Origin of the sequence: Pseudundibacterium arcticum (assembly GCF_042646465.1) — a bacterium.
Lineage (GTDB): Bacteria > Pseudomonadota > Gammaproteobacteria > Burkholderiales > Burkholderiaceae_D > Undibacterium_A > Undibacterium_A arcticum.
Genome location: NZ_JBHRTP010000078.1, coordinates 23,879 through 47,055, shown reverse-complemented (window position 1 = coordinate 47,055; position 23,177 = coordinate 23,879). Strand labels below are relative to the sequence as shown.

Here is a 23,177-nt window from a genome sequence, read left to right as displayed (position 1 = left end):
TATTTTTCTGCCATCTTTCGATTTAATGCGCAGCCCACTGGATCGTGCTGATGTCGATCCCTTCCTTGTACATATCCCACAGCGGCGACAGTTCACGCAGTTTCGCAACCTTGGTGTGGAGCAGGTTGATCGTGAAATCGATGTCCTCTTCGGTCGTAAAACGGCCGATCGTGAAGCGAATCGAGCTATGCGCCAGTTCGTCGCTGCGTCCCAACGCGCGCAGCACATACGACGGCTCCAGGCTGGCCGAAGTACAGGCCGAACCGGACGATACCGCAATGTCCTTGATCGCCATGATCAGCGATTCGCCTTCGACAAAGTTGAAGCTGACGTTGAGGTTGTGCGGCACGCGATGCGCCATGTCACCGTTGATATAAACCTCTTCAATATCCTGCAAACCCTTGGCCAAGCGATCCCGCAGGGTCTTGACGCGAGCGACTTCGGACGCCATTTCTTCCTTGGCAATGCGGAACGCTTCGCCCATGCCCACTATCTGATGGGTCGGCAAGGTGCCCGAGCGCAGGCCACGCTCGTGACCACCGCCGTGCATCTGCGCCTCGATCCGTACGCGCGGCTTGCGGCGCACATACAATGCACCGATGCCCTTCGGCCCGTAGGTTTTGTGCGCGGTGAAGGTCATCAGATCGACCTTGGTCTTCTCGAGATCGATTTCAATCTTGCCGGTCGCCTGTGCAGCGTCGCAGTGGAAAATAATCCCTTTGGCGCGGCACAATTCGCCGATTTCATCGATCGGCTGGATTACGCCGATTTCATTGTTGACCAGCATGACAGAAACCAGGATCGTATCTGGCCGGATCGCTGCATTGAGTTGCTCGATCGTGATCAGACCATTGTCCTGCGGCTGCAGATATGTTGCCTCGAAACCCTGACGTTCCAGTTCGCGCACGGTGTCGAGCACGGCCTTGTGCTCGGTCTTGACGGTAATGATGTGCTTGCCCTTGGTCTTGTAAAACTGCGCGGCGCCCTTGATCGCAAGGTTGTTGCCTTCGGTTGCGCCAGAAGTCCAGATGATTTCCCGGGGGTCGGCGTGGACCAGGTCGGCGACTTGCGCGCGCGCCTCCTCTACCGCCTTTTCTGCGGTCCAGCCGTACATGTGGCTACGCGAAGCGGGATTACCGAATTGCTCGCGCAGGTACGGAATCATCTTGTCGGCGACGCGCGGATCGATCGGCGTGGTCGCCGAATAATCCATGTAGATCGGGAAGTGCGGTGCCTCGATGGTGTCCATCAGGCTTTTTTCGAGACTCTTGTCAGGTGCGTTCATCTAGTTACTCCAATTAATCTTGCAAATTTGATAGCGGGCGCATTGCGCCACTTGCGGTTGAGTGCATCACGACCACGCTTTGTTCTGCATGCTTCTGGTTCTGCTGGTCGACCAGGTCCTGCAGTGAAACGGAGTCGAGGTAACCAACCATCTTCGCGTTCAGCGTTGCCCATAATTCATGCGTCATGCAGCGGCTGCCGGCTTCATGGTCGGCGCCGTGACAGTTTTCCTTGCCGCCACATTGGGTCGCATCGAGCGGCTCGTCTACTGCGATAATGATGTCGGCCACCGATACATTTTCGGCTTTGCGCGCCAGACTGTAGCCGCCACCTGGTCCGCGCACCGATTCAACGATCTGGTGACGGCGCAACTTGCCGAATAGCTGCTCCAGATAGGACAGCGAAATCTCTTGCCGCTGGCTAATGCCGGCCAGCGTGACCGGACCCTTGCTTTCGCGCATGGCCAGATCAATCATCGCAGTTACGGCAAAACGGCCTTTAGTAGTCAGACGCATCACAACCCCAGATCAAAGACAAATTTGTTGCACTGCTCACCTTACTGCTTCGCACATTCCGAGTAGTTGAATATTTTAGTCAAGTATAACAAAATCGCGAGAGTTTGTCAGACAGGCTGTCGATTGCGCCGCTCGGGTTGCAATGGTCCGCTGGGAAGCCGCCGGACCAGGTCCCACGGCAGAGATCGGCCGCGCGCGGAATTACCGCAATACGGCCGAAAACTTAAATACTCCAAGAAATGAATAGCTCAACACCAATAAAACAAACGGCCATTGATTTATACTCCTTCAAAATTAAAACCAGAGGTAGATCATCGAGCAGGGACTTGGCTTTCTTTCAAGTCAGAGGCAATATCCAGTAGTAAAGCAGGAGTAACACCGCGCTTTCGCGTGCAATTCCAGTACACTCGCAGCCTGACCAGTGGTGGCCGATCGCAATGCAGAAACCCGTTTCTTGGCAGCGCAAATCCCGCCATTTTATTGATTTATTTTGATTTTCGCTCAAGCAATGCCAAACAGCCATCAACCCGCCGAATCCAGCCATCTGCACGCCCATCACGCCGGCGATGCCGCTCATGCGCATTTTTTTGAAAATCGCAGCCAGAAAATTTTGAGCTGGTCGCTGGTACTGACGCTGTGTTTTGCCATCGTCGAGGTGATCGCCGGATTCGCGTCCAATTCGCTGGCACTGATTTCGGACGCCGGACACATGGTGACCGACGCGGCGGCGCTCGGCTTGGCGCTGCTGGCGCAAATCATCTCCAGGCGGCCACCTTCGGCCAAGCATTCTTTCGGGTTCGGTCGCGCCGAGGCGCTGGCGGCGTTCATCAATGCGATTGCGATGCTGGCGCTGGTGAGCTGGATCATCTTTGAGGCGGTGCAAAGATTTGCGAAGCCGGAGTCGGTCAAGGGCGCGATGGTTTTGGTGGTTGCCGCGATCGGGCTGGCGATCAATCTGGTTGTCGCCTGGGTGCTGTCGCACGACAAGGAAAGCCTGAACACCAAGGCGGCACTGCTTCATGTGATGGGGGATCTGCTCGGTTCGGTCGCCGCGATCGTGGCGGGCGCGGTGATTTTTCAAACCGGGTGGATGCAGATCGATCCGCTGCTATCTATCTGCGTATCGTTACTGATTCTGAAATCCACCATCAGCATCCTGGCCCAGTCCTATCACTTCCTGATGCAGGGGGTGCCGCATCATATCGACTATGTGGAAGTGGGCGACCATCTGGCCGATATTGACGGCGTGCTGTCGGTGCATGATCTGCATGTGTGGGAAATGTCACCCGGTCATCCGGCGCTGATCGGGCATGTCGAGATCGGCGACCTGCGCCAGTGGCCGCAAGTACTGCATGAGATCAAGACGATGCTGCTGGAGCGGCATGGGATCGACCATGTGACGATGCAGCCGGAACTACCGGATATGGCGGTCGGCCATGTCTGTGTGCTGACACAACCGGCAGAATCGGGTCACCACCATCATCACTAGTCGTCGGTCCCGGGCCGCATGCCACATGTAGCCTTTGCGCACAGACATACTCCGGCTAGCAGATACCTCGTCCCGCAATAAAATAAAGAGGAATTGGCACATACTGGCGATAATGACAAAACCGGATCACTGCCGGCGGGCCTCGAGTACGCCGTTGACATCGCGGATCACGTTGAGCGCCTTTTGCAACTGCGCGGTGGAGCCAATTTCGGCGGTGAATGCCATCCGCGCCTGCCCTTTTGTGCTCTGCGTATTGACGCCGATCACATTGATTTTTTCGCGCAGGAAAATCTCGGAGATATCCCGCAGCAATCCCTGGCGGTCGCCGGCCAGCACGAAAATATCGACCGGATACACGGTTTCAGTACCGGCCTGCCCCCACGCACATTGAATCACCCGCTCCGGCGCCTTGGCGCGCATCTCGACAAAATTCTTGCAATTGCTGCGATGAATCGACACGCCCTTGCCGCGCGTCACAAAACCGATGATGTCATCCGGCGGTGCCGGTTTGCAGCATCGTGCCAGTTGCGTCAGCAATCCTTCGGTGCCGACCACCAGCACACCCGACTTGGCGCCCTGCGCCACGCTCGATGCGCGGCTCTTGTTGGCGACCAGTTCGTCCTTGTCCGCCGCCTTGACGCTGTCATCCGCGTGTAACGCCTGCTCGACATGGCGCAGGCTGAACTCGTCCTTGCCGACCGCGAGGAACAATTCATCGAGTTTCGCAAAACCGAGTTTGTGCGCCAGTTCCTCCAGATTGACTGCGGTCTTTCCTTCGCGCTGCAGCGTCTTTTCGAGCTGGCTGCGGCCGCTGGCGAGCGTCTCCTGCTGGTCGATCGCATTGAACCAGGCGCGCACCTTGGTACGCGCGCGCGTGCTGGCCGTGTATTCGGGACTAAGCCAGTCGCGCGACGGGCCGGCGCTGCCAGGCGCACCTTTTGCGGTAATGATCTCGACCGTCTGACCGTTCTTCAGTGCCGTGTTGAGTGGCACCATGACGCCATCGATGCGCGCGCCGCGGCAGCGATGGCCGACGTCGCTGTGTAGGTGGTAGGCAAAATCGATCGGCGTCGCGCCGCTCGGCAGTTCGATTACCCGGGCCTGCGGTGTCAGTACAAAAATACGGTCGTCCAGCGAGGCGGATTTCAGCTTTTCCACCCATTCGCGGCGGATTTCTTCCTGACCGACCACCGTTTCGGCAACCTCGGTTTTCCAGGCCAGCAGCTGTCGCAGCCAGGCGATTTTTTCGTCGTATTTTTGCGCCGAAAAATTCGAACCGCCGCTTTCCTTGTAGCGCCAGTGCGCCGCCACCCCGTATTCGGCAAAACTGTGCATCTCCTTGGTGCGGATCTGCACTTCGAGCGGACGTTGATCCTCGCCCAGCACCACGGTATGCAAGGAGCGATAACCGTTCGGCTTGGGCCGCGATATATAGTCGTCGAATTCGGTCGGCAACGGGGTCCAGATGTTGTGCACCAGCCCGAGTACGGTGTAGCAGGTCTTGACGTCATCGACGATCACGCGAAACGCGCGCACATCGTACAGCTCGGAAAAATCGATCTCCTTGCCGCGCATCTTGTTCCAGATGCTGTAAATATGTTTCGGTCGGCCGAACACCTCAGCCTTGATGCCGGCTGCCGCCAGTTCGGTCTTCAGACGCAGGATCGCAGCTTCGACAAAACCTTCACGCTCGATGCGTTTTTCTTCCAGCATTTTGGCGATGCGCTTGTAATCATCCGGTGCCAGAAAGCGGAACGACAGGTCCTCCAGCTCCCATTTCAGCTGCCAAATTCCAAGACGATTAGCCAGTGGCGCATATAAATCCAGCGTCTCGCGAGCATACAGGTAGGTAGTATCGTTTTCCAGCCTGAGGTCGGCAAAATAGCGCAGCGTGGTCACGCGCGACGCCAGCCGGACCAGCACCACGCGCATATCGGACGCCATCGCCAGCAGCATCTTGCGCAGCGTCTCGACTTGCGCGACGGCCTGCTGCGCCGCATTCTTGCCACGCGCAACTTCCCGCTGTCCGAAGGTCAGTTCGCGCAGTTTGATCAACTGCCGAATTCCGCTCACCAGTTCGACCACCTCGCGACCGAAGCGCGCTTCGATGCCTTCGGCCGCCTTCGGGTCGAGCTGCGGCAGCTCGAACAGCAGCGCGGCGATGCGAGTCTCGGCATCGGTATTGAGCAAGGCCAGCGTGCCGGCCACGCCTTGCGAGAAAGTCAAAGCATCTTGCCCAGTTTCCACCGTTTTGCCGGCATACAGCGGCGCCACATATTCCAGCGCATTAATCACGCGCGCGCCATCCGCCGGCGCCAGATCGACGATCAAGCGATCCTGCGTGTCAACATGTATTGCGGTTATCGAAACCATCGAATCTCTGAATCTCTGAATTTCTACTGCTGTGCGGCGGTCACTACCATTTCGATCAGCCATTCCGGCTTGGCCAGTCTTGCCTCCACCGTGGCGCGTGGCGGCGCATGGCCTTCGGCGACCCATTCGTCCCAAGCGGCGTTCATGCCATCAAAATTCTTCAGATCGGAGATGTAAATCTGGCACATCAGGATCCGCGTCTTGTCGCTACCCGCCTCGGCCAGCAAGCGATCGATGTGCCCTAGCACTTCGCGGGTCTGCCCCTTGATATCTTGCGACAAATCGTCGGCAATTTGCCCGGCCAGATAGATCGTCTGTTGATGAATCGCAACATCCGACAGTCTTTTTCCAACATGCAGCCGTTTGATTTCCATATTTTGCCTAAAAATAAGATAAAAGATTACTTCGGACACGACAGCGTCCAGCCGCCGCTCAACTCAATAAAAAATCCCTGGCGACGGCAATCTGATCGGCACGAATGAACGTCGGCGCGTGGCCGACATCGGGGAGCTCCACCAGTTTCGCTCTCGGGCCGCGCTCGGTCATTGCCTGCGCGGTGGCCGCCGACAGCAAATCGGATTGGGCGCCGCGTACCACGAGGGTCGGGCATTTGATCGCGTCGTAGGCCGCCCACAGCAGCGCTTGATCGGCTTTCACCATCTCGGGCGTGGTCGACTTGAACGGCACTGCAAGCCCAAGATCGTAGTGCCGGACCCACTGACCGTCATGGTCCTGCTGCAGCACATCGGATGCCAGCTTGCGCCACTCCTCGTCCGTGTGCTCGCCGAACGACGCGGAAATTTCGCGGATGAACGCCGCGCCCGACTCAAAGCTGGGAAAGCGGACGTCCTGGCCGATGTAGTCGCCGATCCGTGCCAGCGCGGTGGCATCCAGGGTCGGACCAATATCGTTCAGTATCAATTTACGAATCGGGCTGTCCGCCAACGAGGCCAGGCCCATCCCGATCAAGCCGCCCATCGAGGTCCCGAACCAGTCGACCGTTTGCAGCGTCGAGTTGGCCAGCACCCGCGCCAGCAGTGTGACCATATCGCTGACGTATTGCGGCACGCGATAGAACTGCGGATTGCGCAACCGGTCCGAGCGGCCGCGACCGACCACATCGGGACAAACCACGCGGTAATCGGCGCTCAGCTCGCGTGCCAGACTATCGAAATCGTCAGAAACGCGCGTCACGCCATGGACGCAGACCAGCACCTTCGAATTGGTCGGGGCGCCCCATTCCTTGTAGACCATCCGGTGCAACCCGGCTGGCGAAATACACTGAACCGAGTTGAGTCTGGCTTGCATGATGGTTTCCCCTTGTTTCAGCACAGAAGAGCGTTGGCCGGCCGGCGCAAAATCAGCTATTTTACCGGGCTTGCGCAGACTGGGCGCCGCCGATACGAATTGTTACGAAGGCATGGCATTGCTGTCGCGAGCGCGCACCGGAGCGGCGGCACTCGCATGCCGCGCAAGGGGCCACCGCCCGACTGGGATAATGCATCAAAACGTGCCCAGGCAAGCATCCCGTTTATCAGCCGCTGAGGTGTGGAAGCAGACAATATACTCTTGGTGCAGTGCCAAGGATACCACCGCAATCATTAAGCAATTGCGCCATACTCAGACAATAAATATTCAATCATTTCAATTATTGATCCGGGTTCCGAGCCTCGACCGACATAACTAAATGACTCGAAATGTACACGGCACCTCGCGGTGCCGTACATCATTGCCTCCGCAGGACAATCAGACCGCGCTCATGTCCAGCGCGACGCCGGTGTTTTCGGCGATCTCTTGCTTCGTGACCCCTGGCGCCAACGCCACCAGTTTCAGACCGTTCGGCGTCACGTCGATCACGCCCAGATCGGTGATGATGCGGTCAACCACGCCGACACCGGTCAGCGGCAAGGTACAGGACTTCAATATCTTGTGGGTAGTCGAACCATCCTTTGCCTTCGCGACGTGCTCCATCAGCACCACGACGCGCTTGACGCCGGCCACCAGGTCCATCGCGCCGCCCATCCCCTTGACCATCTTGCCCGGAATCATCCAGTTGGCCAGATCGCCCTTCTCGGAAACCTGCATCGCTCCCAGGATCGCCAGATTGATCTTGCCGCCGCGAATCATCGCGAACGAATCGGCCGACGAGAAGATCGACGATCCCGGCAAGGTCGTTATGGTCTGCTTGCCGGCATTGATCAAGTCGGGGTCGACTTGGTCTGCGGTCGGAAAAGGACCGATGCCGAGCAGGCCGTTCTCCGATTGCAGCCAGACGTCCATGCCTGGCGGCACATAATTGGCGACCATGGTCGGCAAGCCGATGCCGAGGTTCACGTAAAAGCCATCCTGCAATTCTTTCGCCGCAATCGCGGCCATTTCATCACGCGTCCAAGCCATGTCATTCCCCGTTATTGTGCACGCAAGGTGCGTTGTTCGATGCGTTTCTCGGGCGTCGCGTTGACCACGATCCGATGTACGAAGATACCGGGCGTATGCACGTCGTCCGGGTCGATTTCGCCGGTCTCGACCAGCACCTCGACTTCGACGATGGTGATCTTGCCGGCCATCGCCGCATTGGGATTGAAGTTGCGCGCGGTCTTGCGGTACACCAGATTACCGGACTTGTCGGCCTTGTAGGCCTTGACCAGCGCTACGTCGGCGACCAGCGAACGCTCCATCACGTATTGCTGGCCGTCGAATTCGCGGATTTCCTTACCCTCTGCGACGATCGTACCGACTCCCGTCTTGGTGAAAAATGCGGGAATCCCGGCGCCGCCGGCACGCAGCTTTTCGGCCAGCGTGCCTTGTGGCGTGAACTCCAGTTCCAGCTCACCAGCCAGGTACTGACGCTCGAATTCCTTGTTTTCACCGACGTAGGACGCGATCATTTTCTTGATCTGTCGCGTCGTCAACAACTGCCCGAGGCCGAAGCCATCCACGCCGGCGTTGTTGGAAATGGCGGTCAGATTTTTCACGCCCGAGTCGCGCAGTGCGGCAATCAAGGCTTCCGGAATACCACACAGGCCGAAGCCCCCGACTGCGATGGTCTGGCCGTCACTGACGACACCGGCAAGCGCAGTCGCCGCATCAGGATAAACTTTATTCATACCAATCCCTTTTCTTGTGAAGGAGAATCATCAACGATTGTTGCACTGTTGCACTGTTGCATTGTTACATTGCTGCATTGCTGCATTGCTGCGGGCAGATCGGGTATTCAGCATCAACCCCATGCACCCGAAAAACTCAAACCTTAACCAAATTGGCGCACCCTCGCTGCCAACCGCGATCGTTCATTTCGACGATGGGCAGGTTTTCGCTGACCGTGTATTGCCTTCACGCTGCATACACCCGGCTCAGGATGCCTGCTGTGCCAGCAGAGCACGGACCCGATCGGGCAAGAGCACCGATTTCTCGGAAGGGAAATCGACCCACACCACTTTCGCGGCACCTTCGGCGCATAGCACGGCGGGCTGATCGACGCGCCGAATTTCCTGGTAGGTTTCAAAGCTGGAGCGCCCGGCCGGACCAACATAGCTCAGTATCTCGATGTCGCCCGGATATTTCAACTGCTTCAAAAACGTACAGCGAGCATTAATAATGACCGGCCCCTGTCCGGTCGGGTCCGGGGTACAGTCGATCGCAGTCAGCCATTCAATCCGTGCCTGCTCGATGTAGCGAAAATAGACCGCATTGTTGACATGGCCCATCGCATCCATATCGCCCCAGCGGATTGGCATGCGGCAGGCATGTACCAGCTTTCGATCGATCATTGCACGCTCATTCCATCATCCGCGGTAATGATCGCGCCATTGATGAAATGGGATTCCTCGGCCGCCAGCAGCAACAATAAACCGTCCAGATCTTCGGGCTTGCCGGTACGTTTGCGCGGCAACATATCGACCAGTTTCTGCCCTTGTTCACTGGAAAAATACTCTTCGTTGATTTCGGTCGAGATATAACCGGGACAAATCGCATTGACGTTAATCCCGTACTTGCCCCACTCCAGCGCCATGGCCTTCGTCATTTGCACCACCGCGGCCTTGCTCATGCAGTAGATGCCGATTTGCGGCAGCACACGCAAGCCGGCGACCGACGCGATATTGATGATCCGATGCTGTTTTTTCGGGTTGCCTTTGGCGCGTGCGACCATCCGTTTAGCGGTCTCCTGCGCCACAAAAAACGCGCCGCGCTGGTTGGTATCCATGACGAACGCGTAGTCCTCCGGCGTCACATCGAGCAACCGCTGCGTGGTCGAGACGCCGGAATTATTGACCAGGATATCGATCGGCCCAGCCTCGGTTTCCGCATGCGCAATCGCCGACTTGATGCTGCCGTAGTCGGTAACATCGAGCGCCACCACGTGTGCAGCACCGCCGTCGGCTTCGATCTCGGCACGCAGTTCCTTCAGACGCTCGATGCGACGCGACGCCAGCACGACTTGCGCGCCAGCATGTGCCAGCACCTTGGCGAAACGCGCGCCCAATCCGCTGGAGGCGCCTGTAATCAGAGCGACCTTCCCTTCAAAATTGACTTCGATACCCACGTCGGCTCCTTGTTTTTGTCCAGCAATTGACAATCCTGTCAGGTCAAAACCGTTATCATTATACGAATAAGTCGAGTTTAGATTGCGGTATCTAACAAACTGCAGCAAAATCCAAGGCAATTAGCACAGTCGTTCGATAAATACATTTACGGTGGTGAGACCATGACGCAAAGCCAGACCCAGAACATCCTAGAACAATACGGCCCGCGCGATGCGATGGAATACGATGTCGTGATCGTCGGTGGCGGTCCTGCCGGCTTGTCAGCCGCGATCAAATTGAAGCAACTGGCCGCAGAAAAAGGCAATGAAGTGTCGGTCTGCGTACTGGAAAAAGGTGGTGAGCTGGGTGCCCACATCCTCTCCGGCGCCGTCATGGATCCGCACGCCCTGACCGAATTATTCCCGAACTGGCAAGAGCTCGGTGCACCGCTAAAAACCGCAGTCAGCGAAGATCGTTTTCTGTTTCTGACCGAAACCAAATCCTACAAAACGCCGAACTGGATGCTGCCAAAATGCTTCCAGAACCACGGCAATTACGTCATATCGCTGGCCAATGTGGTGCGCTGGCTGGGCCAGCAGGCCGAAGCGCTGGGCGTGGAGATTTTCCCCGGTTTTGCTGCAGCCGAGGTCCTGTACGACGAAGACGGTGCGGTCAAAGGTGTCGCCACCGGCAATATGGGCGTTGGCCGCGACGGCGAACCAACGCCCGCGTTCCAGCTTGGGATGGAGCTGCACGCCAAATACACGCTGTTTGCCGAGGGCGCGCGCGGCCATCTGGGCAAGCAGCTGATGGACAAATATGACCTGAACAAGGGCAAGGATCCGCAGACTTATGGTATCGGCATCAAGGAACTGTGGGATATCGATCCGGCCAAGCACCAGCCGGGACTGGTCATCCATACCGCCGGCTGGCCGCTGGACCGCAAGACGTATGGCGGATCTTTCCTGTATCACCTGGAAGACAACCAGGTTGCGATCGGTTACGTGGTCGGCCTCGGTTACGAGAACCCATACCTGTCGCCGTATGAGGAATTCCAGCGCTACAAGACGCATCCTGAAATCCGGCACTTCCTCGAAGGCGGCAAACGCATCGCCTACGGTGCGCGTGCCATCACCGCCGGCGGTCTGCAATCGCTGCCAAAACTCACGTTTCCGGGCGGCGCGCTGATCGGTTGCGATGCCGGCTTCCTGAACGCCAGCCGCATCAAGGGCAGTCACGCGGCAATCAAGTCCGGCATGCTGGCCGCCACGGCGGCGTTCGACGCGCTCGGCACCGATCGCCAGCATGACGAGTTGACTGCCTATTCGAGCGCATTCGAACAATCGTGGCTGCATGAAGAATTGCACAAGGCGCGCAATTTCAAGCCATTGATGAGCAAGGGCCTGTATACCGGCACGCTGATGGTCGGCATCGATCAGGTCGTGTTTGGCGGCAAGGCGCCATGGACTTTTCATCACACACATGCAGATCACGAGTGCCTGCGACCGGCAGCCGAATTTGCGCCGATCAGCTACCCGAAGCCGGACGGCAAACTGACGTTCGACCGCCTGTCGTCCGTCTTCATCTCCAACACCAATCACGCGGAAGACCAGCCGATCCACCTGACGTTGAAGAATCCAGCCGTACCGGTGGACATCAATCTTGCGAAATACGCTGGCCCGGAAGCCCGTTATTGTCCGGCCGGGGTGTATGAATTCGTGAAGACTGATGACGGCGCGGACCGGCTGCAGATCAATGCGCAGAACTGCGTGCATTGCAAGACTTGTGACATCAAGGACCCGACCCAGAATATCGTCTGGGTCACGCCAGAAGGCGGCGGCGGGCCCAACTATCCGAATATGTAATAAAAAAGCCGCTCGAAAGCGGCTTTTTTATTGTCGTCAGACTCCCTTGAATCATGGAGTCCACTGCCCTGTAACGATTTTCTCCAGCCAAAATGCGGCGATCACGGTTTTCACATCGGTGATCTTGCCTTCCCGCACCCACGTCATCACCTCTGCGACGCTGGCCCGAAACGTCTCCAGAAATTCGCCATCATCGAGCTTGCTATCACCTGCGGTCAGTCCGCGTGCGAGGTAAATGTCGAGATGTTCGTTCGAGTAGGCGATCGCGTTGTGAATAGTGCACAGGAAAGTCCAGTCGGTCCCGCTATAGCCGGTTTCTTCCTGCAATTCACGTTTTGCGCATACGAGCGGATCTTCGTTCGGATCGATTTTGCCGGCAGGAAACTCAATAAATACTTGATCCAGCGGATAACGGAATTGGCGCTCCAGCAATACCGTTCCGTCGTCAAAAAGCGGCAGAATGACGACCGCACCCGGGTGCTTGATATATTCACGGGTGGTATTTTTGCCGTCGGGGAGGCGGACCGTATCGCGCTGGACCTTCAGGAAATGGCCGTCGTACACGAGTTCTCCCGTGACGCGGCTTTCTTTCAAATGCAAATCCATCGCGATCTCCATGGGCTTTGGGGACACCAACGGCTGAGTCAACCGTGCCGTTTGCGCAAATAGCGCCAGACGAAGCCTGGATACGCCAACACTACAAATAGAAACAGCGTGATGGCATAAAATTCCCATCCTTGCGCGAATGTGTTGCCGGCCCGCGACTCAAGCAGATAGGCAACAGCACCAACCAGCAAGTACATCACCAGCACTTCGATCAAACGGAGCCACAGGGGCTTTCCGCCTGCCGCATCGCTGCCTTTCAACGGCACGAGCGCAAACAGACGTTCGTTCAGGAACGGCAGGTTGGCGGCGAGTAGCGCCAACGCAATGACGAACCAGCTTGAAAAAGAAACATTCACAGTGAGACGCCAGTCTGGTCAGGTCAAGAGGCGAGTGTCTTGACGATGGCGGTCGCGCACGCCGTCATCAGAGGCCCAGGAATCAGGCCCAACAACAGCACCGCGGCACCGTTGACGCTTAATGCGACGCGCATATCACCGTTCACGGCGATCTTGGAACTATCTTGTGGATCGTCAAAATACATCAATTTGACCACCCGCAAATAATAAAACGCACCGACCAGCGAGAACAACACGGCCACGATGGCAAGCCAGACCTGCCCCGTGCCCAGCACCGCCTGCAGCACCGACAGCTTGGCGTAGAAGCCCATCATCGGCGGGATGCCTGCGAGCGAAAACATCAAGACCAGCATCACGAAAGCGAACCATGGGCTGCGCTGGTTCAGCCCCTTGAAGTCTTCCAGATTTTCCGCTTCGAACCCGGCGCGGGACAACAGCATGATCACGCCGAACGTGCCCAGGGTGGTCAGGACATAAGTAATCGAATAAAACATGGCTGAGCTGTATGCGTTGGCAGCAGAGAAAATGTTGCCATTCACCACGCCCGACAGCAGCCCCAGCAACATGAAACCCATTTGCGAAATGGTCGAATACGCCAGCATCCGCTTTAGATTGCTCTGGGCAATCGCGGTGATATTCCCAATCGCCATCGACATCACCGCGAGCACGATCAACATCTGCTGCCAGTCTACCGCCAGCGGCAACAAGCCCTCCACCAGCAGGCGGATGCAGATTGCAAACGCCGCGAGCTTGGGCGCACCGCCCAACAACAAGGTCACAGCCGTGGGAGCACCCTGGTATACGTCCGGCACCCACATGTGGAATGGAACCACGCCAAGCTTGAACGCCAGGCCGCACACCAGGAACACCACGCCGAATATCAGTACGGTTTTATTCACGGTACCCGATGCGGTCGCTTTCGCGACTTCGGTCAGATCGAGTGAGCCGGTCGCGCCGTACAGCATCGATATGCCGTACAACAGGAAGCCGGAAGCTAGCGCACCGAGAATGAAATATTTCATTGCCGCCTCGGTCGCCACGGCATGATTGCGGCGCAATGCAACCAGTGCATACAGGGACAAGGACATTAATTCGAGGCCCAGATAAATGATCAGGAAATTGTTTCCCGAAATCATCACCATCTGTCCCAGCAACGCAAACAGCGCCAATACATAGAACTCACCACCCAGATTGTCGCTCAGCATGCCGCGCTGCTCCGCGTATTGGCGAGAATAAATCAAGGTGAGACCGACCGCGACATATGAGCACAGCTTCAACAGGTCCGACATCGGATCCGAAACGAACATGTTGTGGAAAGTATAGTAGGTCGCTCCATCATTCATTGAAATGAATGTCAGAACGCCGCAGACCAGCAGCGTCAGAATCGACAGCGCATACGTCACATGACGCTTGGCATCGGACAGGAACATGTCAATCAGCAGAATCGCGCAGCTGGCGATCAGCAGGAAAATTTCAGGATAGACCGGGATCAGGTTCATATTATTCATTTATGTCGCCGCTGGTTTGCGGTCGCTTTCGGCGTCCGGTGTAAGTGCGTATTAGATCGCTTTGGAAATAGCGACATGCTTGAGCAAGTCAGTCACGGAAGTCTGCATCGCATCGGTGAACGGCGCGGGATAAAGACCCATAGCGATCACTGCGACGGCAAGCACGGACAGCATGAAAAATTCGCGTTTATTGAGATCCTGCAACTGAGCCACATTGTCATTCGCGACTGCGCCGAACACCACGCGTTTCACCATCCATAACGAATATGCAGCGCCAAAAATCAGCGCGGTCGCAGCCAGCAGACCTATCCAGAAATTGAATTTGACCGCACCCAGTATCACCATGAATTCGCCAACGAAGCCGGAGGTCGCCGGCAGACCGCAGTTCGCCATCGAAAACAGCACGAACAAGGCAGCGAATTTCGGCATTTTGTTCACAACACCGCCGTAATCGGCGATTTGACGGGTGTGCATGCGGTCATACAGCACTCCGATACACAGGAACATCGCACCGGATACAAAACCGTGCGAGATCATCTGAACGATACCACCCTGCATCGCCATGTCATTGAACGCAAAGAATCCGAGGGTAACGAAGCCCATGTGAGCAATCGAAGAATACGCAACCAGCTTCTTCATATCGTCCTGCACCAGGGCCACAAGACCGATGTAGATCACGGCAATCAACGACAAGGTAATCATGAAGCCAGAAAGATAGTGACTGGCGTCGGGGGCAATCGGCAACGAGAACCGAAGGAAACCGTAGGCACCCAGTTTCAGCATGATCGCAGCCAGCACCACGGAGCCACCGGTCGGCGCCTCGACGTGAGCATCCGGCAACCAGGTATGTACTGGCCACATTGGCACCTTGACCGCGAACGCCATCAGGAACGCCAGGAAGACCATGATCTGCACATTCAACGACAGCGGCAATTGATGCCAGGTCAGGATATCAAAACTGCCGCCCGACTTGAAGTACAGATAAATGATCGCCACCAGCGTCAACAGCGAGCCGACGAGCGTGTACAGAAAAAATTTGAACGCCGCATAGACGCGATTGGCCCCGCCCCACACGCCGATGATGATAAACATCGGAATCAGGTTCGCTTCGAAAAACACATAAAACAGCAAGCCGTCGAGCGCGCAGAACACGCCGATCATGAGACCGGACATGATCAAAAAGGCACCCATGTACTGCGCAACCTTCTTTTCAATCACTTCCCAACCGGCGATGACAACCAGCACCGTCATGAAAGCGGTCAGGATCACCAGCCACAGCGATAGACCATCGATACCGAGGTGATAATTGACGTTGAAACGATCAATCCACATCGTTTTTTCGACGAATTGCATCTCATGTGCGGCATTGTCGAAACGCTGGATCAGGGGCAACGTGACCAGAAAACTGGCGATTGATCCTAGCAATGAAACGATACGAACCAAACGAGCATTGGCATCGCTGCCAAACGCAAGAATCAGAACGCCGAATATGACCGGACACCAAATCGCGAGACTTAAAAGAGAAGAAGTTGACTGCATCATGGTTATTGTTGGTTTGCGTTGTCAGCTTATTTAGCGAACGGAAAAGGCAGGAAATAGGTCAGGAAACCCAGCACGCCGAGGATCATCACGAACGCGTAATGATAGATGTAGCCCGACTGCAGCAGCCGGACAATCGTCGAGAGCCAGGCCACCACTTTTGCGCTGCCATTGACGATCAGGCCGTCGATCAGGCCTTTGTCGCCGGCATTCCACAAGCCGCCGCCAAGCATACGCGCACCACCAGCAAATACCTGCTGGTTGAACTTGTCCATATAGTACTTATTGTCGAGCAACACATAGACAGCACTGAATTTTTCCTTGATCGCCGCTGGAATGCGTGGATTGACCAGGTAGAAATAATACGAGGACGCCACACCTGCCAATGCCAGCCAGAACGGCGCCGAAGTTAGTGCGTGCACTGCCATCTTCAGCGGGCCGTGGAAGTCCTTGGTCAACTCTTCCATCGCAAGATGCGACTCGCCGACAAAAATCACGCCCTTGAAAAATTCGCCGAACAGCATCGGTCCGATGGTAAAGAAACCGATGATTGCGGACGGAATCGCCAGCAGGATCAGAGGTAAGGTCACAACCAAAGGCGATTCGTGCGGTTTCTCACCAGCAGCCAGACCATGATGGCCAGGCTCATCGCCGGCAGTATGTCCGGTTTCGTGATCGTCATTGCCGTTTTCTGCGTGATGCGCATCATGCGCCTGGCCGAAACGCTCTTCGCCATGAAACACCAGGAAATACATGCGGAACGAATAGAAGGCTGTCACAAACACGCCGGCCAGCACAGCAAAATTCGCAAATCCGGCGCCGGCAATATGACTGCTATGGACCGCCTCGATAATGCTGTCTTTCGAATAAAAGCCAGAGAAAAACGGCGTACCGATCAACGCCAATGAACCGACCAACGATGTCAGCCAGGTGATCGGCATGTACTTGCGCAGGCCACCCATATTCCGGATGTCCTGATCATGATGCAAACCGATGATTACCGAGCCCGCGGCGAGGAACAGCAGGGCCTTGAAGAAGGCGTGTGTCATCAGGTGAAACACCGCGACCGAATAGGCTGATGCGCCGAGCGCCACCGTCATGTAACCGAGTTGCGACAGGGTCGAATAGGCCACCACTCGTTTGATATCGTTCTGGATGATGCCAAGGAAGCCCATGAACAAGGCCGTGATCGAACCGATGACCATCACGAACGACAACGCGGTATCGGACAATTCGAACAATGGCGACATGCGCGCGACCATGAAAATGCCGGCAGTGACCATCGTCGCGGCGTGAATCAGGGCCGAAATCGGCGTCGGGCCTTCCATCGAATCAGGCAGCCAGACATGCAAGGGAAACTGTGCCGACTTACCCATCGCGCCGATGAACAGGCAAATGCATGCCACCGTCAACAGCATCCAGTCGGTACCTGGTAACGACAACAGTGCCAGTTCTTCCTTCTTGGCGAACACTTCAGCGTAGTTCATCGAACCGGCATAGGCCAGCAAGAGGCCGATGCCGAGGATGAAGCCGAAATCGCCAACGCGATTGACCAGGAATGCCTTCATGTTGGCGAAAATGGCAGTCGGCCGCGTGTACCAGAACCCGATCAGCAAATAAGACACCAGGCCAACAGCTTCCCAGCCGAAGAACAGTTGCAGGAAGTTGTTGCTCATGACTAGCATCAGCATCGAGAAAGTAAACAGGGAAATATACGAGAAGAAGCGGTTATAGCCTTCATCGTCTTTCATGTAACCGATGGTATAGATATGCACCATCAGCGAGACGAACGTGACCACGCACATCATCATCGCGGTCAGACTGTCGATCAGAAAACCGATTTCCAGCTTCAGGCCAGCCACCGTCATCCAGTTATAAATCACACCGTCAAAACGGGCGCCATCCATCACCGCCATCAAGGTCTGGAGCGAAATGATGAAGGCGATCAGGACGCCGAGAATCGTTACGGTGTGCGAGGTGCCGCGACCGATTTTATTGCCCAAAAATTTGGTGCCGAACAAGCCGGCAATGACCGAGCCCGCAAGCGGCGCCAATGGTACGGCCAGAAGAAGGTTAGGGTTAAGTTGCCCCGCCATAATGAACCTTGTTGTTTGTTTTGTGAGTACGCTTGCTGACTAGCCCTTGAGGCTATCCAGATCTTCTACATTGATGGTATCCAGATTACGGAACAGAACCACCAGGATTGCCAGGCCGATCGCCGATTCAGCGGCCGCCACGGTCAGAATGAAGAAGACGAATACCTGGCCCGCGGCGTCGCCGAGATAGTGCGAGAACGCAATGAAATTCATATTGACCGCCAATAGCATCAATTCGATTGCCATCAGCAAAACGATAATGTTCTTACGGTTCAAAAAAATTCCGACGATCGAAATCGCGAACAGTATCGCGCCGAGAATCAGGTAGTGTGCGAGTGATAACGTCACAGTGTTCTTTCTTTTTTATTCAGCAGGCGGGACAGGTGCCGCTTGTCCGTTACCAGAAATACCCCGGGCACGCTCCGATTCGGCCTTCATGCTCACTATGCGTACACGGTCACTACGCTTGACTTTTACGGCATCGGCAGGGGAAAAATACTTGCTATCCTTGCGCCGACGCAATGTCAATGCGACCGCGGCGACGATCGCCACCAGCAGCACGACCCCAGCGATTTCAAACGCATATACATACTGCGTGTAGATCAATTTGCCGAGCTCCTTGGTGCCGCCGATATTGGCGGTCGAAATTACCGCTTGCGTGTCCGGCATCCAGAAGCCGCGCAACAGCACAGCGGCCATCTCCAGTACGATCACCGCCCCTACGGTCGCAGCGAGAGGGAAATAGCCCCAAAAACCTTCCCGCATCTTGTCGATATTTATGTCCAGCATCATCACGACAAACAGGAACAACACCATGACGGCGCCTACGTAAACCAGCACCAGGATAATCGCCAGAAACTCGGCTTTCAACAACATCCAGACTGCCGCCGCCGAGAAAAACGACAGAACGAGGAACAGTGCAGCATGCACCGGATTGCGAGCGGTGATGACACGTGTTGCGGCGAGAACCAGAATCGTCGAGAACACATAGAACAACGCAGTTTTAAATTCCATAGGAGACCAAAAAAGGCAGCAATATACAGACCCGATTTCGGGCCCAAAGAGACTTAATCAACGATATGCGGCATCCGCAGCGCGAGCCTCTGCGATTTCTTTTTCATAGCGATCGCCAACAGCGAGCAACATTTCCTTGGTGTAGTACAAGTCACCACGCTTTTCGCCATGATATTCAAGGATGTGGGTCTCGACGATCGAATCCACCGGACACGATTCTTCACAGAAGCCGCAGAAAATACATTTGGTCAGATCAATGTCGTAACGTGTCGTGCGACGCGTACCGTCATCTCGTTGCTCCGATTCGATGGTGATCGCCATCGCTGGGCAAACGGCTTCACATAACTTGCAGGCGATGCAGCGCTCTTCCCCGTTCGGATAACGACGTAACGCGTGCAAGCCGCGAAAACGTGGCGATTGCGGCGTTTTTTCCTCCGGATATTGGACCGTGATTTTACGGGCGAACATGTACCGGCCAGTCAATGCCAGGCCTTTGATCAGTTCCCGCAGCATCAAACTGCCAAAAAAATCCTTAATTGCTTCCATCTTGGCTTCCATCTGCTATCAGCCTGCTTTCATTACTTCCAAATATTCCATGATGTCTGCATCCAGGCAGCCACGATGACCAGGTATCCGAGCGTCAGCGGAATGAACACTTTCCAGCCCAAACGCATGATCTGGTCGTAGCGATAGCGTGGGAATGAAGCGCGCGCCCAAATAAACATCGATACCACTACAAATGTTTTCAGTCCCAGCCAGATCCATCCTGGCACCCAGGTGAACACGATTGAATCGATCGGTGCCGCCCAGCCGCCCAGGAACATCAGCGAAGCCAATGCCGAAATCAGGATCATGTTCGCGTATTCGGCCAGGAAGAACATGGCGAACGACATCCCGGAATATTCCACCATGTGACCCGCCACAATTTCCGATTCCCCTTCAACCACGTCAAACGGATGACGGTTAGTTTCAGCGATACCGGAGATCACATACACAACAAACATCGGCAGCAATGGCAACCAGTTCCACGACAGGAAATTAATGCCTTTGCTATAAAAATACCCTTTTGACTGTGCCATCACGATGTCGGTGAAGTTCAGACTGCCGGATACCATCAGTACGATCACGAGGACGAAGCCCATCGCGATTTCATACGACACCATTTGTGCCGAGGCGCGCATCGCACCAATGAATGCGTATTTCGAATTGGAAGCCCAACCGGCGATGATCACGCCATACACCTCCATCGAGGTGATCGCCATCACGAACAGCAAGCCGGCATTGACGTTGGCCAGCACAGTCTCAGGGCCGAAAGGTATTACTGCCCACGCTGCCAGTGCAGGCATGATGGTCATAATCGGCGCAATCACAAACAGGACCTTGTTTGCCTTCGCCGGAATAATGATTTCCTTGAGCAGCAGCTTCAGTGCATCGGCAATCGGTTGCAGCAAGCCGGCGGGACCGACGCGATTGGGGCCGATACGAACGTGCATCCAGCCGATCATCTTGCGTTCCCACAAGGTCAAGTAGGCGACGCAACCCATGATCGGGAGCACCATGCAAACGATTTTGACCAGATTCCAGACGAGCGGCCATACAAAACCAAACCAGTGCTGACCAGTAGTCTGAATGCCCAACAATAGCTGATCCATCAGGCACGCTCCCCAGCAAATTTCTCTACCGAGATCGGGCCGAACATCGCCCCCAGTGCTGCGGTCGACGCATGAGCAGCGGCGAGCTTCACCACAGTCGCCGGCAGACTATTGTCGAGTCCGGCGTTTACGACGGTTGTGCCGGTACCCTGTCTGACTGTCACCTTGTCACCTGTCGCGACACCCAATTGCTGCAACAAACTGGCTGACATCCATGCCTTCGGCGGTTTCGCATCCGCCGTTTTTTGCAATGAAGCAGCGCGGCGCACCGTGGCATCGGAAAAGTAGATCGGCACATCGGCAAGTCGCTCCAGACCTTGGCCTGCGGGCGCCGATACACCGGCAAACTGCGGCAAGTGCGGCGCGATATTATTCAGGCGCGCTGTCACATCGCCGTCTGCCGCGTGTTGCGCGCCGATGACTTCATCACGAATGGCTTCCGAGGTTTCGTAATCGAATCCTGCGAGACTCAATACGTTGGCCAGCACCCGCAATACCTTCCAGCCCGGACGGGTTTCTCCTAAAGGTTTGACGGTGCCGTTGAAACTTTGGACCCGACCTTCGCAGCTGACGAAGGTGCCTGAAGTTTCGGTGAATGGCGCAATCGGCAGCAGCACATCAGCGTAGTCGATGCCATGCTGGTAGGCGGAAAACGCAACCACCATCTCGGCCTGATCGAGCGCCGCACGTGCAAGCTGCGGATTGGCGCAGTCCAGTTCAGGTTCCGCGTTGAACAGCAGATACGCCTTGCGCGCCTGTGCGAACACTTGCTGCGCATTGCCGCCGGCGCCCGGGGTCGCATTCGCGAGGTAGCCGCCGACCGTATTTGCTGCCTCGGTCAGATAGCCGATTTTCGCGCCGGTGTTCTCGGCAATCCATTGTGCCGCAGCATGCAACAGTGAAGCTTGCGGATGTTGGGCTGCAGCGTTGCCGAGAAGGACAGCTTTCGGTTCGTCCCCCATCAGACTGGCGGCAGTTTGCACCGCGTCAGTCGATGGTTCGATATTTTCCAGGCCAGCCGGGATTGCAATCCCTTTGGCCTTCGCCACTGCCGCGACCACTTCGTTTAGTGCAGCGAGCCAAGCCGAAGGCGCCTTGATCATCTTGTTGGCGACTGGCATCAGCAGATCGTCGTCGGAGCCATGCAGGATGTTGAGTTTCGCGCCCATTTTCACTGCCTGGCGCATGCGCGCCGCGAGCAATGGGTGATCCTTGCGCAAGAATGAACCAATCACGAAGGCACGCTTCAGTTGGCCGAATTCGGCAATCGACATGCCCAGCCACGGTGTGACATTGCCGTCCAGGGCAAAGTCCGATTGACGCAGGCGGAAATCGACATTCTGCGAACCCAGACCTCTTACCAGCTTTTGCAGCAACGAGAGTTCTTCCAGCGTCGAATGGGGCGTCGCCAGTGCAGCAATCGCATCGGCACCGTACTCGTGCTTGATGTTTTTTAAACCGTGAGCGACATATTCCAGCGCAGTTTGCCAGTCAGTCTCGCGCCATTGGCCACCCTGCTTGATCATCGGCTGAGTCAGCCGCTGCTCGCTGTTGAGGCCTTCATAAGAAAAACGATCTTTATCGGACAGCCAGCATTCATTGATCGCTTCATTTTCGAACGGCAGCACACGCATCACTTTGTTGTTTTTTACCTGAACGATCAGGTTCGCTCCCAAGCCATCATGCGGGCTCACGGATTTGCGGCGTGACAATTCCCAGGTCCGTGCACTATAGCGGAACGGTTTGGAGGTAAGCGCACCGACCGGACACAGATCGATCATATTGCCGGACAGCTCGGAGTCGACCGTCTTGCCGACAAACGAGGTAATTTCAGCATGCTCGCCACGTCCCAGCATGCCCAGCTCCATCACACCGGCAATTTCCTGGCCAAAACGCACGCAACGGGTGCAATGGATGCAGCGCGTCATTTCCTGCATCGAAATCAGCGGCCCGGCATCCTTCTGGAACACCACGCGCTTTTCTTCTTCATAGCGTGACGCCGACTTGCCGTAGCCGACCGCCAGGTCCTGCAGCTGGCATTCGCCGCCCTGATCGCAAATTGGACAATCCAGCGGGTGATTGATCAGCAAAAACTCCATCACCCCCTTTTGCGCCTGCACAGCCTTGTCACTATTGGAGCGCACGATCATCCCGGCGCTGACCGGGGTGGCGCAGGCGGGCAATGGCTTCGGTGCTTTTTCAACCTCGACCAGACACATGCGGCAATTGGCCGCGATCGACAATTTTTTGTGATAGCAAAAATGCGGGATGTAGGTGCCAAGCTTGTTGGCGGCGTCCATCACCATACTGCCGGCCGGCACTTCGACTTTTTTACCGTCTATTTCGATTTCAACCAT

At 56.0% G+C, this 23,177-nt stretch carries 22 protein-coding genes; 2 read left to right on the top strand and 20 right to left on the bottom strand.

Annotated elements, in window-relative coordinates; genetic code table 11:
* Positions 1 to 22: 22 nt before the first annotated feature.
* The 3 genes from ACFOFO_RS21020 to ACFOFO_RS21010 form a co-directional block, all read right to left on the bottom strand.
* Positions 23 to 1,285, bottom strand: coding sequence for an IscS subfamily cysteine desulfurase (locus ACFOFO_RS21020; protein ID WP_390325296.1), 1,263 nt, complete (start codon positions 1,283 to 1,285; stop codon positions 23 to 25).
* 13 nt (positions 1,286 to 1,298) lie between these two features.
* Positions 1,299 to 1,799, bottom strand: coding sequence for a Fe-S cluster assembly transcriptional regulator IscR (gene iscR / locus ACFOFO_RS21015; RefSeq protein ID WP_390325297.1), 501 nt, complete (start codon positions 1,797 to 1,799; stop codon positions 1,299 to 1,301).
* 337 nt (positions 1,800 to 2,136) lie between these two features.
* Positions 2,137 to 2,376 (bottom strand): hypothetical protein, encoded by a 240-nt coding sequence (locus tag ACFOFO_RS21010; protein ID WP_390332777.1) that lies wholly within the window; start codon positions 2,374 to 2,376, stop codon positions 2,137 to 2,139.
* Between ACFOFO_RS21010 and ACFOFO_RS21005 the strand changes: the two genes are divergently transcribed.
* Positions 2,308 to 3,288, top strand: coding sequence for a cation diffusion facilitator family transporter (locus ACFOFO_RS21005; RefSeq protein WP_390332734.1), 981 nt, complete (start codon positions 2,308 to 2,310; stop codon positions 3,286 to 3,288). The two genes, ACFOFO_RS21010 and ACFOFO_RS21005, sit on opposite strands and share 69 nt — an antisense overlap.
* A gap of 126 nt (positions 3,289 to 3,414) precedes the next feature.
* Here the strand turns inward: ACFOFO_RS21005 and ACFOFO_RS21000 are convergent, their stop codons facing one another.
* From ACFOFO_RS21000 to ACFOFO_RS20970, 7 genes are all read right to left on the bottom strand, one after another.
* The gene (locus ACFOFO_RS21000) at positions 3,415 to 5,661 is read right to left on the bottom strand and encodes a RelA/SpoT family protein (protein WP_390332732.1); all 2,247 of its coding nucleotides are present in this window, start codon (positions 5,659 to 5,661) and stop codon (positions 3,415 to 3,417) included.
* Between the two features lie 23 nt (positions 5,662 to 5,684).
* Entirely contained in the window at positions 5,685 to 6,035 is a 351-nt protein-coding gene (locus ACFOFO_RS20995; protein ID WP_390332729.1) for a RidA family protein, read from the bottom strand.
* 58 nt (positions 6,036 to 6,093) lie between these two features.
* Positions 6,094 to 6,969, bottom strand: coding sequence for an alpha/beta fold hydrolase (locus ACFOFO_RS20990; RefSeq protein ID WP_390325299.1), 876 nt, complete (start codon positions 6,967 to 6,969; stop codon positions 6,094 to 6,096).
* Positions 6,970 to 7,407: 438 nt separating this feature from the next.
* Positions 7,408 to 8,058, bottom strand: coding sequence for a 3-oxoacid CoA-transferase subunit B (locus ACFOFO_RS20985; protein ID WP_390325300.1), 651 nt, complete (start codon positions 8,056 to 8,058; stop codon positions 7,408 to 7,410).
* A gap of 11 nt (positions 8,059 to 8,069) precedes the next feature.
* Entirely contained in the window at positions 8,070 to 8,768 is a 699-nt protein-coding gene (locus tag ACFOFO_RS20980) for a CoA transferase subunit A (RefSeq protein WP_390332727.1), read from the bottom strand.
* Between the two features lie 246 nt (positions 8,769 to 9,014).
* A complete protein-coding gene (locus ACFOFO_RS20975) occupies positions 9,015 to 9,431 on the bottom strand; it encodes an acyl-CoA thioesterase (protein WP_390325301.1) in 417 nt (138 codons plus the stop codon).
* Positions 9,428 to 10,204 (bottom strand): SDR family oxidoreductase, encoded by a 777-nt coding sequence (locus ACFOFO_RS20970; RefSeq protein WP_390328132.1) that lies wholly within the window; start codon positions 10,202 to 10,204, stop codon positions 9,428 to 9,430. The genes ACFOFO_RS20975 and ACFOFO_RS20970 overlap by 4 nt, the downstream gene beginning before the upstream one ends.
* A gap of 162 nt (positions 10,205 to 10,366) precedes the next feature.
* Between ACFOFO_RS20970 and ACFOFO_RS20965 the strand changes: the two genes are divergently transcribed.
* Positions 10,367 to 12,049: an electron transfer flavoprotein-ubiquinone oxidoreductase gene (locus tag ACFOFO_RS20965; RefSeq protein ID WP_390325302.1), complete on the top strand. Its 1,683-nt coding sequence runs from the start codon at positions 10,367 to 10,369 to the stop codon at positions 12,047 to 12,049.
* Positions 12,050 to 12,100: 51 nt separating this feature from the next.
* On the opposite strand, the gene ACFOFO_RS20960 is transcribed toward ACFOFO_RS20965, so the two are convergent.
* The 10 genes from ACFOFO_RS20960 to nuoG are packed head-to-tail and all read right to left on the bottom strand — an operon-like array spanning position 12,101 to position 23,177.
* A complete protein-coding gene (locus tag ACFOFO_RS20960) occupies positions 12,101 to 12,655 on the bottom strand; it encodes an NUDIX domain-containing protein (protein ID WP_390325304.1) in 555 nt (184 codons plus the stop codon).
* A gap of 38 nt (positions 12,656 to 12,693) precedes the next feature.
* Entirely contained in the window at positions 12,694 to 13,011 is a 318-nt protein-coding gene (locus ACFOFO_RS20955; protein ID WP_390332725.1) for a DUF2818 family protein, read from the bottom strand.
* Positions 13,012 to 13,034: 23 nt separating this feature from the next.
* Positions 13,035 to 14,519: an NADH-quinone oxidoreductase subunit NuoN gene (gene nuoN / locus ACFOFO_RS20950; RefSeq protein ID WP_390325308.1), complete on the bottom strand. Its 1,485-nt coding sequence runs from the start codon at positions 14,517 to 14,519 to the stop codon at positions 13,035 to 13,037.
* A 51-nt stretch (positions 14,520 to 14,570) separates the two neighbouring features.
* On the bottom strand, positions 14,571 to 16,061 hold the full coding sequence (locus tag ACFOFO_RS20945) for an NADH-quinone oxidoreductase subunit M (RefSeq protein WP_390332722.1): 1,491 nt from the start codon (positions 16,059 to 16,061) through the stop codon (positions 14,571 to 14,573).
* A 26-nt stretch (positions 16,062 to 16,087) separates the two neighbouring features.
* Positions 16,088 to 18,154 carry an NADH-quinone oxidoreductase subunit L gene (gene nuoL / locus ACFOFO_RS20940; RefSeq protein WP_390332720.1) on the bottom strand — a complete coding sequence of 689 codons (2,067 nt, stop codon included), beginning with the start codon at positions 18,152 to 18,154 and terminating at the stop codon, positions 16,088 to 16,090.
* A 39-nt stretch (positions 18,155 to 18,193) separates the two neighbouring features.
* Positions 18,194 to 18,502 carry an NADH-quinone oxidoreductase subunit NuoK gene (gene nuoK, locus ACFOFO_RS20935; protein WP_390325312.1) on the bottom strand — a complete coding sequence of 103 codons (309 nt, stop codon included), beginning with the start codon at positions 18,500 to 18,502 and terminating at the stop codon, positions 18,194 to 18,196.
* 15 nt (positions 18,503 to 18,517) lie between these two features.
* Complete coding sequence (locus tag ACFOFO_RS20930) at positions 18,518 to 19,168, bottom strand: NADH-quinone oxidoreductase subunit J (protein WP_390332718.1); 651 nt, start codon at positions 19,166 to 19,168, stop codon at positions 18,518 to 18,520.
* A gap of 57 nt (positions 19,169 to 19,225) precedes the next feature.
* The gene (nuoI, locus tag ACFOFO_RS20925) at positions 19,226 to 19,714 is read right to left on the bottom strand and encodes an NADH-quinone oxidoreductase subunit NuoI (RefSeq protein ID WP_390328134.1); all 489 of its coding nucleotides are present in this window, start codon (positions 19,712 to 19,714) and stop codon (positions 19,226 to 19,228) included.
* Positions 19,715 to 19,746: 32 nt separating this feature from the next.
* Positions 19,747 to 20,820: an NADH-quinone oxidoreductase subunit NuoH gene (gene nuoH, locus ACFOFO_RS20920; protein ID WP_390332717.1), complete on the bottom strand. Its 1,074-nt coding sequence runs from the start codon at positions 20,818 to 20,820 to the stop codon at positions 19,747 to 19,749.
* The gene (gene nuoG / locus ACFOFO_RS20915; protein ID WP_390332715.1) at positions 20,820 to 23,177 is read right to left on the bottom strand and encodes an NADH-quinone oxidoreductase subunit NuoG; all 2,358 of its coding nucleotides are present in this window, start codon (positions 23,175 to 23,177) and stop codon (positions 20,820 to 20,822) included. Before nuoG ends, nuoH begins: the two co-directional genes overlap by 1 nt.